General features: G+C 32.8%; 17 protein-coding genes and 1 pseudogene. 17 read left to right on the top strand and 1 reads right to left on the bottom strand.

The window, feature by feature from the left end; all coding sequences use genetic code 11:
• The first annotated feature begins 2 nt into the window (after positions 1 to 2).
• Both OU788_RS05435 and upp read left to right on the top strand, forming a co-directional pair.
• Positions 3 to 776, top strand: coding sequence for an alpha/beta fold hydrolase (locus OU788_RS05435; RefSeq protein ID WP_274634214.1), 774 nt, complete (start codon positions 3 to 5; stop codon positions 774 to 776).
• Positions 777 to 819: 43 nt separating this feature from the next.
• Positions 820 to 1,473, top strand: coding sequence for a uracil phosphoribosyltransferase (gene upp / locus OU788_RS05430; RefSeq protein WP_274634213.1), 654 nt, complete (start codon positions 820 to 822; stop codon positions 1,471 to 1,473).
• A 4-nt stretch (positions 1,474 to 1,477) separates the two neighbouring features.
• Here upp and OU788_RS05425 read toward each other — a convergent pair whose 3' ends face one another.
• The gene (locus OU788_RS05425) at positions 1,478 to 2,383 is read right to left on the bottom strand and encodes a DUF6427 family protein (protein WP_274634212.1); all 906 of its coding nucleotides are present in this window, start codon (positions 2,381 to 2,383) and stop codon (positions 1,478 to 1,480) included.
• A gap of 42 nt (positions 2,384 to 2,425) precedes the next feature.
• Between OU788_RS05425 and OU788_RS05420 the strand changes: the two genes are divergently transcribed.
• The 15 genes and pseudogenes from OU788_RS05420 to OU788_RS05350 all read left to right on the top strand — a co-directional run.
• Positions 2,426 to 2,647, top strand: coding sequence for a DUF6341 family protein (locus OU788_RS05420; protein ID WP_274634211.1), 222 nt, complete (start codon positions 2,426 to 2,428; stop codon positions 2,645 to 2,647).
• Positions 2,648 to 2,699: 52 nt separating this feature from the next.
• Complete coding sequence (gene trmB / locus OU788_RS05415) at positions 2,700 to 3,314, top strand: tRNA (guanosine(46)-N7)-methyltransferase TrmB (protein WP_274634235.1); 615 nt, start codon at positions 2,700 to 2,702, stop codon at positions 3,312 to 3,314.
• A gap of 73 nt (positions 3,315 to 3,387) precedes the next feature.
• Positions 3,388 to 3,714 carry an MGMT family protein gene (locus OU788_RS05410; RefSeq protein ID WP_274634210.1) on the top strand — a complete coding sequence of 109 codons (327 nt, stop codon included), beginning with the start codon at positions 3,388 to 3,390 and terminating at the stop codon, positions 3,712 to 3,714.
• A 209-nt stretch (positions 3,715 to 3,923) separates the two neighbouring features.
• Entirely contained in the window at positions 3,924 to 5,054 is a 1,131-nt protein-coding gene (locus OU788_RS05405; RefSeq protein WP_274634209.1) for an Mrp/NBP35 family ATP-binding protein, read from the top strand.
• Positions 5,055 to 5,198: 144 nt separating this feature from the next.
• Complete coding sequence (locus OU788_RS05400; RefSeq protein WP_274634208.1) at positions 5,199 to 5,435, top strand: NifU family protein; 237 nt, start codon at positions 5,199 to 5,201, stop codon at positions 5,433 to 5,435.
• A 195-nt stretch (positions 5,436 to 5,630) separates the two neighbouring features.
• Complete coding sequence (locus OU788_RS05395) at positions 5,631 to 6,686, top strand: NAD(P)/FAD-dependent oxidoreductase (protein ID WP_274634207.1); 1,056 nt, start codon at positions 5,631 to 5,633, stop codon at positions 6,684 to 6,686.
• Positions 6,687 to 6,783: 97 nt separating this feature from the next.
• Positions 6,784 to 7,116 carry a 2Fe-2S iron-sulfur cluster-binding protein gene (locus OU788_RS05390; RefSeq protein WP_274634206.1) on the top strand — a complete coding sequence of 111 codons (333 nt, stop codon included), beginning with the start codon at positions 6,784 to 6,786 and terminating at the stop codon, positions 7,114 to 7,116.
• A 184-nt stretch (positions 7,117 to 7,300) separates the two neighbouring features.
• Entirely contained in the window at positions 7,301 to 8,461 is a 1,161-nt protein-coding gene (locus OU788_RS05385; RefSeq protein WP_274634205.1) for a homogentisate 1,2-dioxygenase, read from the top strand.
• A 48-nt stretch (positions 8,462 to 8,509) separates the two neighbouring features.
• A complete protein-coding gene (locus OU788_RS05380) occupies positions 8,510 to 8,860 on the top strand; it encodes a four helix bundle protein (RefSeq protein ID WP_274634204.1) in 351 nt (116 codons plus the stop codon).
• A gap of 48 nt (positions 8,861 to 8,908) precedes the next feature.
• Positions 8,909 to 10,069: a 4-hydroxyphenylpyruvate dioxygenase gene (gene hppD, locus OU788_RS05375; protein WP_274634203.1), complete on the top strand. Its 1,161-nt coding sequence runs from the start codon at positions 8,909 to 8,911 to the stop codon at positions 10,067 to 10,069.
• A gap of 93 nt (positions 10,070 to 10,162) precedes the next feature.
• Positions 10,163 to 11,080 carry a tryptophan 2,3-dioxygenase family protein gene (locus tag OU788_RS05370; RefSeq protein WP_274634202.1) on the top strand — a complete coding sequence of 306 codons (918 nt, stop codon included), beginning with the start codon at positions 10,163 to 10,165 and terminating at the stop codon, positions 11,078 to 11,080.
• A 101-nt stretch (positions 11,081 to 11,181) separates the two neighbouring features.
• Complete coding sequence (locus OU788_RS05365; protein WP_274634201.1) at positions 11,182 to 11,958, top strand: DUF3108 domain-containing protein; 777 nt, start codon at positions 11,182 to 11,184, stop codon at positions 11,956 to 11,958.
• 98 nt (positions 11,959 to 12,056) lie between these two features.
• Positions 12,057 to 13,337 (top strand): peptidoglycan DD-metalloendopeptidase family protein, encoded by a 1,281-nt coding sequence (locus OU788_RS05360; protein WP_274634200.1) that lies wholly within the window; start codon positions 12,057 to 12,059, stop codon positions 13,335 to 13,337.
• Between the two features lie 2 nt (positions 13,338 to 13,339).
• Positions 13,340 to 14,921: pseudogene (pgi, locus tag OU788_RS05355) on the top strand (glucose-6-phosphate isomerase).
• 217 nt (positions 14,922 to 15,138) lie between these two features.
• Positions 15,139 to 15,796: carboxypeptidase-like regulatory domain-containing protein (locus OU788_RS05350; protein ID WP_274634199.1), on the top strand; the 658-nt coding region annotated here is incomplete at its 3' end.

The following is a 15,796-nucleotide window of genomic DNA, read 5'->3' as shown; positions in this document are numbered from 1 at the left end:
AAATGATTGTAAAATTTAAGGAAACCACAGTTTTTTACACAGATACTGGTAAAGGGAATAGTGTTGTTTTGTTGCATGGATTTTTAGAAAATAATACCATGTGGGATGCTGTTGTTGAGGAAATTTCTAAAAGAAACCGTGTGATATGTGTTGATTTGTTGGGGCATGGAAAAACAGGGTGTATTGGGTATATTCATTCGATGGTTGAAATGGCAGAAGCAGTAAAATCGGTGTTACAAGAATTAAAAATTCGCAGAGCTATTTTTGTAGGACACTCAATGGGAGGCTATGTTGCTCTTGCTTTTGCAGAAAAATATCCGAAGAATGTAAAAGGGTTGTGTTTGCTGAATTCTACTTCTCAAGCAGACAGCGAAGAAAGAAAAAAGTTACGCCTTAGAGCTAATGAGATGGCAAAAGAAAATTATGAGACCTTGGTAAAAATGTCGATAGGTAATTTATTTGCTGAACAAACCCGAAAGCAATTTTCCGAAGTAATAGAAAAAGTAAGAGCTGAAGCGTTAAAAACTCCTGTAAGAGGATATATTGCTGCAAGTGAAGGAATGCGTTTACGTGAAAACAAAGAAGCAGTTTTGCAAACAATTGATAAACGATTGATGATTGCAGGTAAACAAGATTCAATATTAAATTATGATGCTGTTGTAAAAGAATCGAACAGAACAAAAACCACTTTAATTGAGTTACCCAACGGTCATATGAGTCATATTGAAGCAAAAGAAGAGCTCTTAAAAGCGTTAGCTAACTTTGTGAAATCCTAATAAATTTCTGTTACTTTTGTAAAGTTTTAAAAGATTTAAGTCAATGAAAGTTCATCATTTAGCAAAGCAAAACTCTATTCTTAATAAATTCTTAGCAGAACTTAGAGATGTTACCGTTCAAAAAGATTCAATGCGTTTTCGTAGAAATATAGAACGAATAGGTGAAGTTTTAGGATATGAACTTAGTAAAGAATTGAATTACGACTCTAAAGAAATAACAACTCCTTTAGGCACAAAACAAGCAAATTTACCAACGAATAATATTGTGTTGTGCTCAATTCTTAGAGCAGGATTACCGTTGCATAACGGAATGTTGAATTATTTTGATGATGTAGAAAATGCCTTTATTTCGGCGTATCGCCACCATCCGAATAATGATGAAGAGTTTGAAATAGTGGTAGAATATTTTGCAGCACCGTCAATTGATGGAAAAACATTATTGTTAGTAGATCCTATGTTAGCAACAGGTCGCTCAATGGTTGAGGTTTATGAAGGAATTAAAAAATACGGAACACCTAAAGAAATAATCTTAGTATCGGTAATCGGTTCAGAAGAAGGTGTTGAGTATGTAGCAAAGCACGTTCCTGAAGAAACAACTTTATGGATTGGTGATATTGATGAAAAGTTAAATGAGAAAGGATATATTGTTCCTGGTTTAGGCGATGCAGGTGATTTAGCTTATGGAGCAAAGTTGTAGAACTTTACATAAATGCACTTACAACAAAAGAAGCAAGTAAAAACAAAACAATAATAGCATTAGCATACCACTTTTTCTGAAAAAACTCAATTCCGTTAGCTAGAATAACAGATACTGGGAAAAACACATATAAAAATTCAGTTCCAGAGCCATCTTCAACTAAAAGAAAAATTATAGTTGAAATAACAAACTGTGTCAGCACTAAAATCCAGTTTTTTCTAAACTTATTAGGTACAGAAAGTGCTCCAGGACTTTTTAAAAGTATAGAGGCTATTAAAAAGAAACTAATAAAAAGTATAGGGAATAATGATTTTTGATGCGAGTAAAAACTTAAATCAGGATACAAATTCCAGTTAAAAAGAGCTGTGAATTTTTCTGTTTCATCATACCAAAAACAATAGGTAAAGTATAAAAATACAGGTCCGAAAATTCCGATTACAGGAATCAACAAGGTTTGATATGTAAACCGTTGATGTAGAAAAATTGATAGGTAAAGCAGTATGATTAACGAGGCTGTATAAGGTTCTATCAAAAAAGAAATTCCTAACCATAAACCACCATCAAACAATTTGTGAAACAGGTTTTTAGATGACTGTAAGCTATATACTTTTCGTAAGAAGAGTAGTACAGTTAAATTCGCATAAAAAGTTTTGTTTATGTTAATAACATCAGGAAAAAAACCAATTAGTATTACAAAAAACAGAAAAGCAAAAGAGTTATCGTAGGTTAGTAAGTTTTTGGCAATGATAAAATTATAAACAGAAAAAACTACTAAAAACCACCCTAATTCTGTAAGAAGATTGAATGATAATTCTTTAGAAAAAATACTTAAAACAAAATACCCTAAAAAAAGTACAAGGAGTACAATAAAATTTATGGGTTTAGATTTACCGAAAAAATTGGCTAACATTGTTTCTTTTTATATTTTTGCAGCTGTAAAGATACTTAAGATATGATAGCAGGCAATATTTTTGAATGGATTGGTAGTTTATTTACCGACTTTTTATTCACTCCGTTTAATTGGTTACGTTTAACAATCGCTAAATCAGATGCAGGTTGGTGGACGTCTAACGCTGTAAACTGGTTCTTTTTATTAATCCTATTAGTGTTATTTGCTTATTGGATGAAAGAAGCAGCACGTTTCAAAAAAGAAGGAACTGAAGACAGAGCCTAATTTCTATACACTTTGGGAAGTAAAAACAAATTAATAAACGTTCGCTAATGTTATTCAGCCAACTAGAGAAGAAGTAGTTAACGATTTTCAACACAAAGGAAAGTGGAAAGATTTCTTTAAAAACGACAATCCGATAGTTTTAGAATTGGGTTGTGGTAAGGGTGAATATACCATTGCGTTAGCAGAAAAGAATCCTGATAAAAATTTTATTGGTATTGATATTAAAGGAGCACGTTTTTGGCGAGGAGCTAAAACCGCCCTTGAAAACGACATGAACAATGTTGCATTTATTAGAACCCAAATAGAGTTGGTCGATTATATTTTTGCTGAAAACGAAGTTTCTGAAATTTGGATTACTTTCCCAGATCCACAAATTAAGTATAAGCGTACTAAGCACCGTATGACGAATTCTGAATTTTTAAAGAAATACCATGGTATTTTAAATTCAGAAGGAGTTGTAAACCTAAAAACCGATAGCGAATTTATGCACGGATATACTTTAGGGTTGTTACATGGTGAAGGACACGAAATTTTACACGCCAACCACGATGTGTATAAAAACGTGTACAGCCCAGAAGAAGTAACGGGTACGCAAACATTCTACGAGAAACAATATTTAGAAATCGGAAAACCGATTACTTATATAAAATTCAAGCTTAATTACTAATCCTGCATTTTTGCAGGATTTTTTGTTTTTCTTCTATTGATTGGTGTTTGTTAAATGTCGTTATCTTTACGGTATGACAGACAAAAACTTCTTCGAAAAAGTATATGAAGTAGCTCGATTAATTCCCTACGGAAGAGTAACCAGTTACGGAGCAATTGCGACTTATTTAGGTGCAGCTCGTTCCGCACGTATGGTAGGATGGGCAATGAATAATTCTTCAGAAAAAGAAGTACCAGCACACCGAGTGGTAAACAGAAAAGGTTTGTTGACAGGGAAACATCATTTTGATGGAACTAATTTAATGCAGCAATTACTAGAAAGCGAAGGGATAAAAGTTATTGATAATCAAATTCAAGATTTTGAAAAGGTGTTTTGGAATCCGAGCGAAGAGTTGCACTAGTTCTTGCTATTTAAAAGTTTGTATCTCACATTTCTAAAAATAGAGTTAATCCGCAGAATTTATGTCTATAAAACAAGTTGATAAAACCATAAATATTAGCTATCTAAACACTTTATTTTCTGCGCTCTAAAATGTATCTTTGCAGTTAAGATTAAATAAAAATAAGCAACAAGGTTAAAGCTTGCTGCTCAAAGTATACACCCTAAAACATGAGTTTTAAAAAACAAGATATATACAAAGCGTTAGAAACAATTACAGCGCCAGGAGAAGGTAAAAGCTTAATTGAAAACGAAAATGTAACTAACGTTGTAAGTTTTGGAAATGAAGTAATTGTTGATGTAACAATTTCAAACCCTTCATTGCAAGCAAAAAAGAAAATAGAAGTTGAAATTATGAAAGCAATTCACGAACACGTTGATCAAAAAATCGATGTAAAAGTGAATGTGAAGGTGGAGGTTCAACAAAAAGAAAATCCAAATCAAATTAGAGGAAAAGAAATTCCTAACATTCAAAACATTATTGCTATAGCTTCGGGAAAAGGTGGAGTAGGAAAGTCTACTATTACTTCAAATATGGCTGTTTCATTAGCAAAAATGGGATTCAAAGTTGGAGTGTTAGATGCCGACGTGTACGGGCCATCACAGCACTTAATGTTTGATGTAGAAAGAGAAAAGCCATTAGCGGTAAACGTAAATGGACGTTCAAAAATGAAGCCGATTGAAAGTTACGGAGTAAAATTATTATCATTAGGTTTTTTTACAGATCCTAATCAAGCAGTAATTTGGCGTGGACCAATGGCTTCAAAAGCATTAAATCAATTAATTTTTGATGCAGATTGGGGAGAGTTAGACTTCTTATTAATCGATTTACCCCCAGGAACAGGTGATGTACACTTATCAATAGTACAAGCAGTACCAATTAACGGAGCAGTTGTGGTAAGTACACCGCAAAACATTGCCTTAGCAGATGCTAAAAAAGGAGTGGCAATGTTTAAACAAGAAAGTATTAACGTGCCAGTATTAGGTATCGTTGAAAATATGGCGTATTTTACACCAGCAGAACTTCCTAATAATAAATATTATATTTTTGGAGAAGGAGGAGCTAAAAATTTAGCAGAAGATATTGAAACAAGTTTCTTAGGAGAAATACCATTAGTACAAAGCATACGTGAAGCAGGAGATGTTGGACATCCAGTAGCTTTACAAGAAAACACACCACTAGCAGAAGCTTTTACAGAGGTAACTAAAGAAATGGTTTCACAACTATTAAAAAGAAATGCTAATTTACCACCAACAGAAGTAGTACGAATTACTACCATGAGTGGTTGTAGCACAAAATAAAGCCCACCCTATCCCTCCCAAAGGGAGGGAGAAAGTGAGTGTTATAGTAGGATTCACTACATGTAATGTGCTAAGAAAGTATAAATAAAACTCAGACACCCTGTTTTGAGTTTCTCCCCTTGGGGAGATTAAAAGGGACTTATTATGGCAACAACAGACATAAAAAATAACGTAGAAAAAGCTTTAGAGGAAATTCGTCCATTCTTAGTAAGTGATGGAGGGAATATCAAGTTGTTATCTATTGAAGATAATACGGTAAAAGTACAGTTAGAAGGAGCTTGTAGTGGTTGTTCTGTTAATCAGATGACTTTAAAGAACGGAGTGGAAGCTACTATTAAAAAATATGCGCCAGAAATTAAAGAGGTAATAAACGTAGCTTAAAACTGATAAAAGTCAGGTTTTAAAATGAATTATTACTGTAACTTTGGGTGCTCGAATGTGCTTTCGTCGTTAGCTTTCCGGTTTTAAAAAAGAGGAGAGTTCAAACAAGTCACTCAATCACTAACGCATAAAACATTCCTGTCTTAAATACCAAGGCAGGAATTGTCAATATAAAAAGACAATTTTGTAACTAAAATGATACAAACAGACATATTAATTATTGGAGCAGGACCAACAGGATTATTTACGGTTTTTGAAGCAGGATTATTAAAATTACGTTGTCATTTAATTGATGCTTTACCACAACCAGGTGGGCAGTGTTCAGAAATCTATCCAAAGAAACCTATTTACGATATCCCAGCATATCCAGAGATTTTAGCAGGAGATTTGACAGATAAATTAATGGAACAAATTAAACAATTTGAACCAGGGTTTACCTTAGGAGAACGTGCAGATACGATTGAAAAACAAGAGGACGGAACGTTTATCGTTACCACCAATAAAGGAACAAAACACCAAGCACCAGTAGTAGCAATTGCAGGAGGTTTAGGAAGTTTTGAACCTCGTAAACCACCTATTCCAAATATTGCTGATTTTGAAGATAAGGGAGTTGAGTACATGATTAAAGAGCCTGAGTTGTATCGTGACAAAGACGTGGTAATTGCAGGAGGAGGAGATTCAGCTTTAGATTGGTCTATTTTCTTAACTGATGTGGCTAAATCGGTAACATTAATACATCGAAGAAATGAATTTAGAGGGGCCTTAGATTCAGTTGATAAAGTTCAAGAGTTAAAAGACGAAGGAAGATTGATGCTAATAACACCAGCTGAAGTAACAGGAATTGTTGGTGAAGGTAAGGTAGAAGGCGTTGTGGTTGAGCAAAAAGATAAAGAACCATTTACTTTAGCATGTGATCATTTTATTCCATTATTTGGATTGGCACCAAAGTTAGGACCAATTGCCAATTGGGGATTAGAGATTGAAAAAAATGCCATTAAAGTAAATAATGCTTTAGATTATCAAACCAATGTAGAAGGTATTTATGCCATTGGTGATGTAAATACATATCCAGGAAAGTTAAAGTTGATTTTATGTGGATTCCACGAAGCAACTTTAATGTGCCAAAGTGCTTTCCAACGTATTCATCCAGATAAAAAATATGTGATGAAATATACCACAGTTGGTGGTGTTGATGGTTTTGATGGTACTAGAAAAGAAGCGCCAAAAGCAGTTGTAAAAGCAATTAATTAAATACCTAAAGAAGAGATTATAGGAAGCTTGTTAATTATATGTAGTATTTTAATTAATACCGATGCAAAAAACACTTCGAAAAAAATGAATTTGTAAGATGGAACAAGATATTACTATAAAAATTACCGATCGTGACGGAGTTACTCACGAAGTACAAGCACCAACAGATATGGCTATGAACTTAATGGAGGTAGTTCGTTCGTACGAATTAGCTCCAGAAGGGACTATTGGTATTTGTGGTGGAATGGCTATGTGTGCTTCTTGTCAATGCTATGTAAAATCTGATCACTTATTACCAGAAATGGGAGATGATGAAGAAGCAATGCTAGCCGAAGCTTTTTATGTAGAAGACAATAGCCGATTGGGTTGTCAAATACAAATGACACCAGATTTAGATGGTTTAGAGGTAGAATTAGCTCCTGAAAGTTAATAAAAAACCACACTTTTCTGTATATTTGTAGAACAACAACTAAAGTTCTAGAAATGTATTGGTTAGACCTTTTATCACATTTAAAATTTATGATAAAGCGCAACCCTGAATAGTTGCAACTAGTTAGTTAAAAAAGGAGTTAATTATCAAATTAACACATTAATTAATTATCAAATTATCAAGTATGCCTTTTTATCATAAATTAGGAAAAATTCCACATAAACGACATATACAATTCCGTAAAGAAGACGGAAGTTTATATTACGAACAATTATTTGGTACAATTGGTTTCGACGGAATGTCAACCAACAGCTACCATGAATATAGACCAACAATGGTCAAAGAAATTCGTAAGCAATACTCTATTGCGCCTAAAGTAGCGAAAGAAAATAATATTCAATCGTATCGCTTCAGAGGATTTCAAGTTCCAGCAGAAAATGATTACTTAAAAAGTAGAAAAGTAGTTCTTACTAATTCTGATTGTAATATCATTTTATCGGCCCCAAAAGAATCTACCAAAGATTACTTTTATAAAAATACAGATGCAGATGAGGTAATTTTCATCCACAAAGGAACTGGGAAATTACGTACGATGTTAGGGAATTTAGATTTCAAATACGGAGACTACTTAGTAATTCCTCGTGGAATCATTTATAAATTAGATTTCGATACGGAAGATAACAGATTATTTATCGTAGAATCATATCGTCCGGTATATACTCCGAAAAGATATCGTAACTGGTTTGGACAATTATTAGAACATTCACCATTTTGCGAGCGTGATATCCGCAGACCAGAAGAGTTAGAAACGCATGATGAAAAAGGCGATTTTGTTATCAATGTAAAAAAACAAGATGAAATTATTGAAATGGTGTACGCAACACATCCATTTGATGTGGTTGGATACGATGGATATAACTATCCGTATGCATTTTCAATTCACGATTTCGAACCAATAACAGGACGTATTCATCAACCGCCACCAGTGCATCAAACTTTTGAAACAGATGCTTTTGTAATCTGTAGTTTTGTGCCAAGGTTATACGACTACCACCCGCAGGCTATTCCAGCACCATACAATCACAGTAATATTGATTCTGATGAAGTGTTATATTATGTAGACGGAGATTTTATGAGTAGAAACGATATTGCTCCAGGACATATATCGTTACACCCAGCAGGAATTCCTCACGGACCACATCCAGGTGCTACTGAAAGAAGTATCGGTGAAACTGTAACTGAAGAACTAGCCGTAATGGTTGATACTTTTAAACCGTTAAAAGTAACCGAAGAAGCTATGAAAATAGCAGATGAAGATTATTACAAATCTTGGTTAGAGGAGTAATTTTGAGAATATAGAAAAAGGAGTAAAGAAAAGAGACAATTCCTAACTATGAAAAGACACAACTATAAAAATCTTAAAATTTGGAATATTGGGATAGATATAGTTGAAGATGTTTTTAAACTTATGGACAAGTTTCCTAAAGAAGAAAAGTTTGGTTTAATTTCTCAAATAAATAGATGTTCAGTTTCGATACCTAGTAATATTGCAGAAGGTTCGTCAAGAACAGATAAGTCTTTTTCTCACTTTATTGATATAGCTTTAGGCTCATCATTTGAATTAGAAACACAACTGATTATAGCCTATAAAAGGAATTATATAACACAACAAGAATTAACATTGATTGAAGAAAAGATAGCAGAGTTTCAAAAAATGACAATGGGTTTTCAAAATAAACTTTAAAAGTCTAGTTTCTCGTTTCTCTTTTCTCGTATCTAAAAACGAACAAACATGTCAAAAGAAATAAAATCAGTAAACTACGGTTTAGAAAAAATATTTGAAGGAGCGCAAGACTTCTTACCACTTTTAGGAACAGATTATGTAGAGTTTTATGTAGGAAATGCAAAACAAGCAGCGCATTTTTATAAAACAGCATTCGGGTTTCAATCCTTAGCCTATAAAGGACTAGAAACAGGTTCAAAAGAAGAAGTAAGCTATGTATTAGTACAAGATAAAATCCGATTAGTATTAACTACTCCTTTAAGCAGTAAATCACCAATTAATGAGCATATTGTAAAACATGGTGATGGAGTTAAAGTAGTAGCGCTTTGGGTTGAAGATGCTAGAAAAGCTTATGAAGAAACAACTTCAAGAGGAGCAAAATCATACATGGAACCAACTGTTGAAACAGATGAGCACGGAGAGGTTGTGAGAGCGGGAATTTACACATACGGAGAAACAGTTCATATGTTTGTAGAGCGTAAAAATTATAACGGAACATTTTTACCAGGTTTCCAAAAATGGGAATCAGATTATAATCCACCAACAGCAGGATTAAAATATATCGATCATATGGTTGGTAATGTTGGTTGGAATCAAATGGATGTTTGGGTAAAATGGTACGAAGATGTAATGGGATTTGAAAACTTCTTATCATTTGATGACAAACAAATTCATACAGAATACTCTGCTTTAATGAGTAAAGTAATGTCTAACGGAAACGGAAGAATCAAATTCCCAATTAACGAGCCAGCTGAAGGAAAAAAACGTTCTCAAATCGAAGAATATTTAGATTTTTATGAAGGAGCAGGAGTACAACATATTGCTGTTGCTACTGATGATATTATAAAAACAGTAAGTCAATTAAGATCTCAAGGGGTAGAGTTTTTATCGACTCCACCAGAAGAATATTACAAAGCAGTTCCAGGAAGATTAGAAGAATTTAGTCACGAGTTAAGAGAAGATATTGAAAAGTTAAAATCTCTAGGAATTATGATTGATGCTGATGAAGAAGGGTATTTATTACAAATCTTCACAAAACCAGTAGAAGATCGTCCTACGTTATTCTTTGAAATTATCCAACGTATGGGGGCTCGTGGTTTTGGAGCAGGAAACTTTAAAGCGTTGTTCGAATCAATCGAAAGAGAGCAAGAATTAAGAGGAACGTTATAAACTAATAGATAATAGAAAAAAGAGAAAAGAAAATAGATGGTTTTACTGTCTATTTTCTCTTTTCTCTTTTCTTTTTTCTCAAACAAATGTAAAATGAGCAAAGAAGAAATATTAAAAGCAATAGAAGAAAAATACGATAAGTTAGGTGTTCCTGTAGAAGCAATGCTAGAAGGATTACTTTGGAGCGAACCTATAACTTATTGGGATTATATACAAACAGATGCACTTTTAGGGTTACAGATTCCAAGAACAACATTACCTGATGAAATGGTGTTTATCATGTATCATCAAGTAAACGAATTATTGTTCAAAATGATTTTGTGGGAAATTGATCAGGTAGCAAAATCTGAAGAAATTACAGCAGAAAAGTTTTCTAAACATCTAATGCGTATTAGTCGCTATTTTGATATGTTATGTAGTTCATTCACGGTAATGGGTGACGGAATGGATGTAGACCAATACTTAAAATTCCGCAATACACTTACACCTGCAAGTGGTTTTCAAAGTGCACAATATCGTAAAATTGAGTTTGCATCAACAGATTTAATTAATTTGATAGATGCTCGTTATAGAGATACGATTGACAGAAATTCATCATTTAAAAATGCTTACGATCATTTGTATTGGCAAGCAGCAGGAAAAAACTATACCACAGGTCAAAAAACCACCTTATTAACGTTGTTTGAAAAGAAGTATATGGGTGATTTTATCGATTTTATGGAAGATTATAATGATTGTAACCTTTCAAAAAAATTCAAACAATTACCAGATGACGTTCAAAATGATGAAGCGTTAATTAAAGCAATGCGTCATTATGATTATACTGTAAATGTAAAGTGGGTAATGGCTCATTACAATGCTGCAGGAAAATACCTTGGAGGTGAAGAAGGTGATATAGAAGCTACTGGTGGTAGTAACTGGCGTAAGTATTTGCATCCTAAATATCAGAGAAGAATTTTCTTCCCATATCTATGGAGTGAAGAAGAATTAAAAAACTGGGGAACTTTTTAACCAGTATAACAATAAAATAAAAGCTGTTTAATGTTCCGTTAAACAGCTTTTTCGATTTTTGGAATAGTAATTGTTTATCAATTTTCATAAGTTTGAATATTATGAGAAAAAGAATATTATTTTTTACGTTTTTAGTCGTTGTGCAAAGTTTCTTTGCGCAAGAAAACCCTGTAGCATATAAGAGCGGTGAGTGGTTACGATTTGATATGAGTTATAGCGGATTTTTAAAAGCAGGAACGGCTGTTTTACAATTAAAGGAGAAGAACTTAAATAATAAAAAAGTGCTTCATGCTGTAGGAACTGGAAAAACAACAGGAGTTATTAGCTGGTTTTTTAAGGTTGAAGACAGGTATGAGAGTTATTTTGGAATTGATAAAGTTGAACCGTATTTATTCAAAAGAAAAATAGATGAAGGCGGACATAAAAAGAATCGTCATATAACTTTTAATCATCAAAAAAATACGGCATACGTTCAAGATTTTTTGAAACAAAAAGATACATTGATTTCAGTAAAATCTCCTCAGGATATGATTTCTACTTTTTATTTTTTAAGAAGTCAAGATACAGAAAACATGAAAAAAGGTGAAGAAATTGAACTCGATATGTTTTTTGATAATAAAAGTTATCCGTTCAAATTACGTTTTTTAGGCAACGAAACGGTTAAAACAAAGTTTGGTAAAGTAAAAACCCAAAAGTTTAGACCTTTAGTTCAAGCAGGTAGAGTTTTCAAGGAAAAAGAAAGTGTAACTATCTGGATTTCAGCAGATGATAATAAAATACCTATCAAGATGAGAGCTTCTTTAGCTGTTGGTTCATTGCGTGCAGATTTAGACGCATATAAAGGTTTAGCAAACCCTTTTGAAATTGTTGTAGATTAAAAAAGTAATATATGCTGTTTATGAATTGTTAAAGTGTAAGAAAAAATACTATTTATTTGTACTTTTGCGCATAAACTCAAATCTAAAGCAGCTTTTTTTTGAAAAAAATAATCCTTCCATTTATTATCGCTTTTCTTTTGTTTTCTTGTAAAGAAGAAAAAAAAGATGTTATACCAGAACCTGTTGAAATAAAAGAACCAGAGCCAGTTATAGCTTACGGTTTTAATTTAGATAATTTTACTGTTATTAACGATACGATTAAGGAAGGCGAAAGTTTTGGGGTGATTATGGATAGACATCGTGTGATGTATCCTAAAATAAATGAAATCGCTACAAAAATTAAAGATACTTTTGATGTAAGAAGAGTTCGATCAGGAAGAGCATACACCATTTTAGCATCTAAAGATACTTTAGAACAAGCCAAAGTTTTTATTTATAAACACAACAAAGTTGAAGCTACAATTATTGATTTTAAAGATTCTATAATTTCAGCGTACAAGTACAGAAAACCAATTAAAACGGTACAGAAAGAAATAGCAGGTAAAATTTATTCAAATCTTTCGGTTACGATGGATAGTTTACAACTAAAACCTACGCTTACGAATACGGTTGCAGATATTTATGCGTGGACATTAGATTTTTATCGATTACAAAGAGGAGATAAGTTCAAGTTAATTTATGAAGAAAAATTTATAAATGACACTGTTTTTGTAGGTTATGGAGAAGTAAAAGCAGCTGTTTTTAGTCATGGAGGAGAAGATTTATATGCGTATAAATTTGTTGCTGATTCAATTAAACAAATTCCTGAGTATTATGATCAAGATGGGAATATGTTGCGTCGAGCTTTTTTAAAATCTCCAATTAAATTTCAATACCGAATTTCTTCACGATATAATTTAAGAAGGAGGATTAAGCTATATGGTAATAAAGTAAGAGCACACAAAGGAACTGATTTTGCTGCACCTTATGGAACAGAAATTATGACCACCGCTAGCGGAACGGTTGTAGAATCTGCCAGAAGAGGAGGTAATGGGAATTACGTAAAGGTTAAACATAATAGCACCTATACAACTCAATATTTACATATGAAGAGACGTAATGTGCGTGTTGGAGATTACGTAAAACAAGGAGATATAATAGGTTGGGTAGGAATGACAGGAAATACGAGTGGTCCGCATGTGTGTTATCGTTTCTGGAAAAATGGTAGACAAGTAGACCCGTTTAGAGAAAAACTTCCTTCAGCAGAACCTTTGGCAGCAGAAATTAAACCTACGTATTTTGAGTTTATAAAACCGTTGAAAAGACAATTAGATAGTATACAATTCCCTCAACCAGAACCTCTTTCATTTAAAGAAAAAGAAATATTAGCTACGAATTAACTATGCCTTTACTTAACATAAAGCCAACTGAAACTGTTGCTTGGGAAAAATTAACAAAACACTTTCAACAAGCAAAAGAGTATGAGTTGAAAGAATTGTTTCTTAAAAATAAGAACAGAAAAGAAGAGTTTTCAAGAGTTTTCTATTAGTTTAGATGAATTACAAGTTGATTTTTCTAAAAATAGAATTACTCAAGAAACGATAGATTTATTGGTTTCATTGGCTGAAGAAGCGGAACTAAAAGATGCTATTGAAAAATACTTTTCAGGAGATAAAATTAACGTTACTGAAAATAGGGCAGTATTACATACAGCTTTAAGAAGCAGTTCTGATATTCCAGTTTTTGTAGAAGGAAAAGATGTAAAACCTAAAATCCAAACGGCTTTACGTAAAATGAAAGCTTTTAGTAATAAAGTTATTTCAGGAAAATGGAAAGGTTTTACAGGAAAAGCTATTACAGATATTGTTAATATAGGTGTTGGAGGATCAGACTTGGGACCTCAAATGGTTGTTGAAGCACTTCAGTTTTATAAAAATAAGCTAAATACTCATTTTGTATCTAATATTGATGGAGATCATGTTTTTGAGATTTTAAAAAAGGTTAATCCAGAAACGACTTTATTTATTGTTGTTTCAAAAAGTTTTACGACTCAAGAAACAATGAGTAATGCAAATACCATTCGAGATTGGTTTTTGAAATCAGCCACAGTTTTTGACATATCTAAACATTTTGTGGCAGTTTCATGTAATATGAAAGCTGTTGATAGTTTTGGAATTGACAAGAAAAATGTATTCCCGATGTGGGATTGGGTTGGAGGCAGATTCTCCCTTTGGTCAGCCGTAGGTTTGTCAATTTGTTTGTCTGTTGGATTTGATAATTTTAAAGAGTTATTGAAAGGAGCAGAAAAAGTTGATGAACATTTTAGAGCAACTAATTTTGATGAAAATATCCCTGTTTTACTAGCTTTACTAAGTATTTGGTATAACAATTTTTTTGATGCTGAAACAGAATTAGTACTTCCTTATAGTCAATATTTAGCAAAATTTCCAGAGCACTTGCAGCAAGCTATAATGGAAAGTAATGGTAAAAATGTTGATAGAAATGGAGATGAAGTCGATTACCAAACCGGAACCATTATTTGGGGAGGAACAGGAGTAAACTCTCAACATGCGTTCATGCAATTACTACACCACGGTACCAAATTAATTCCAGCGGATTTTATTGGTTTTAGAGAACCATTATACGACTTTGAAGACCATCATGAGAAATTGATGGCAAACTATTATGCTCAACAAGAGGCACTAGCTTTTGGAAGAACAAAAGAAGAAGCTCATTTAGAGTTGAAATTAAATGGTCAAACAAGTCAAATAAATCAACTTTTACCATATAAAGTTTTTAAAGGGAATCATCCAAGTAATTCTATGCTGTTCGATAAACTGTCGCCCTATACTTTGGGAATGTTATTAGCTATTTACGAACATAAAATTTTTACTCAAGGAGTAATATGGAATATCTTTTCATATGATCAATTTGGAGTAGAACTAGGAAAAGAATTGGCTCAAAAGAACTTAGTTAACGATTAAACTTCTGTCAATCGTATTTATTTTTATTTCTTTAACTTATAATTAGGTTTTGTTAACAACTCTGTTGATATATAATTGACTGGTAATCAGATTTGTTTTTCAGTTTTATTAACTTAAAGCGTCTTAAATTCTTGTTAAAACTTAACATTAATTTAATATTAGCCATATGTAAAAGCAGGATATTTGCACTTGCATTTAATAACAATTAGATTAAAAAATGAAAACATTTAAAAATGTATTACTTGTAGCTTTGTTTTTTGCGACAGCTACGGTTTTAGGGCAAGGAGTAACAACTTCTTCCATTGGAGGGAAAGTAACAGATCCTACTGGAGAGTCTTTACCAGGAGCGAATGTTGTTGCTGTTCACACACCGACAGGAACAAAGTATGGTGCATCAACCGACTTTGATGGTTATTTTAGAATTACTAACATGAAATCAGGAGGACCTTATACGGTTACTATTTCTTTTGTTGGTCTAAAAAATTACGAGCAAAGTAATGTTGTTTTAGGTTTAGGGGAATCTAAAAGATTTACAGTTGTAATGGTAGAAGACGCTAATACTTTAGAAGAAGTAGTAATTACAGCTCAGAATAACGGTGTTTTTGGATCTGATAAAAATGGATCTGAGACAACGATTTCTCAAAAACAAATTCAAAACTTACCTTCTGTATCTAGAGGTATAGCTGATTTTGTTAGATTAACACCACAAGCACAAATTACTAATGACAACGAAATATCTATTGCAGGTCAAAATAATCGTTATAATGCTATTTATATTGATGGAGCTGTCAATAATGATGTGTTTGGTTTAGCAGCATCAGGTACAAACGGTGGTCAAACAGGAGTAAATCCTTTTTCTGTTGATGCTATTGAAT

The sequence above is a fragment of the Tenacibaculum sp. L6 genome (assembly GCF_028823685.1).
In the GTDB taxonomy this organism is placed as follows: Bacteria; Bacteroidota; Bacteroidia; order Flavobacteriales; family Flavobacteriaceae; genus Polaribacter.
Note: the sequence above shows the minus strand (reverse complement) of the source record. Positions and strands in the feature narration are given on the sequence as shown.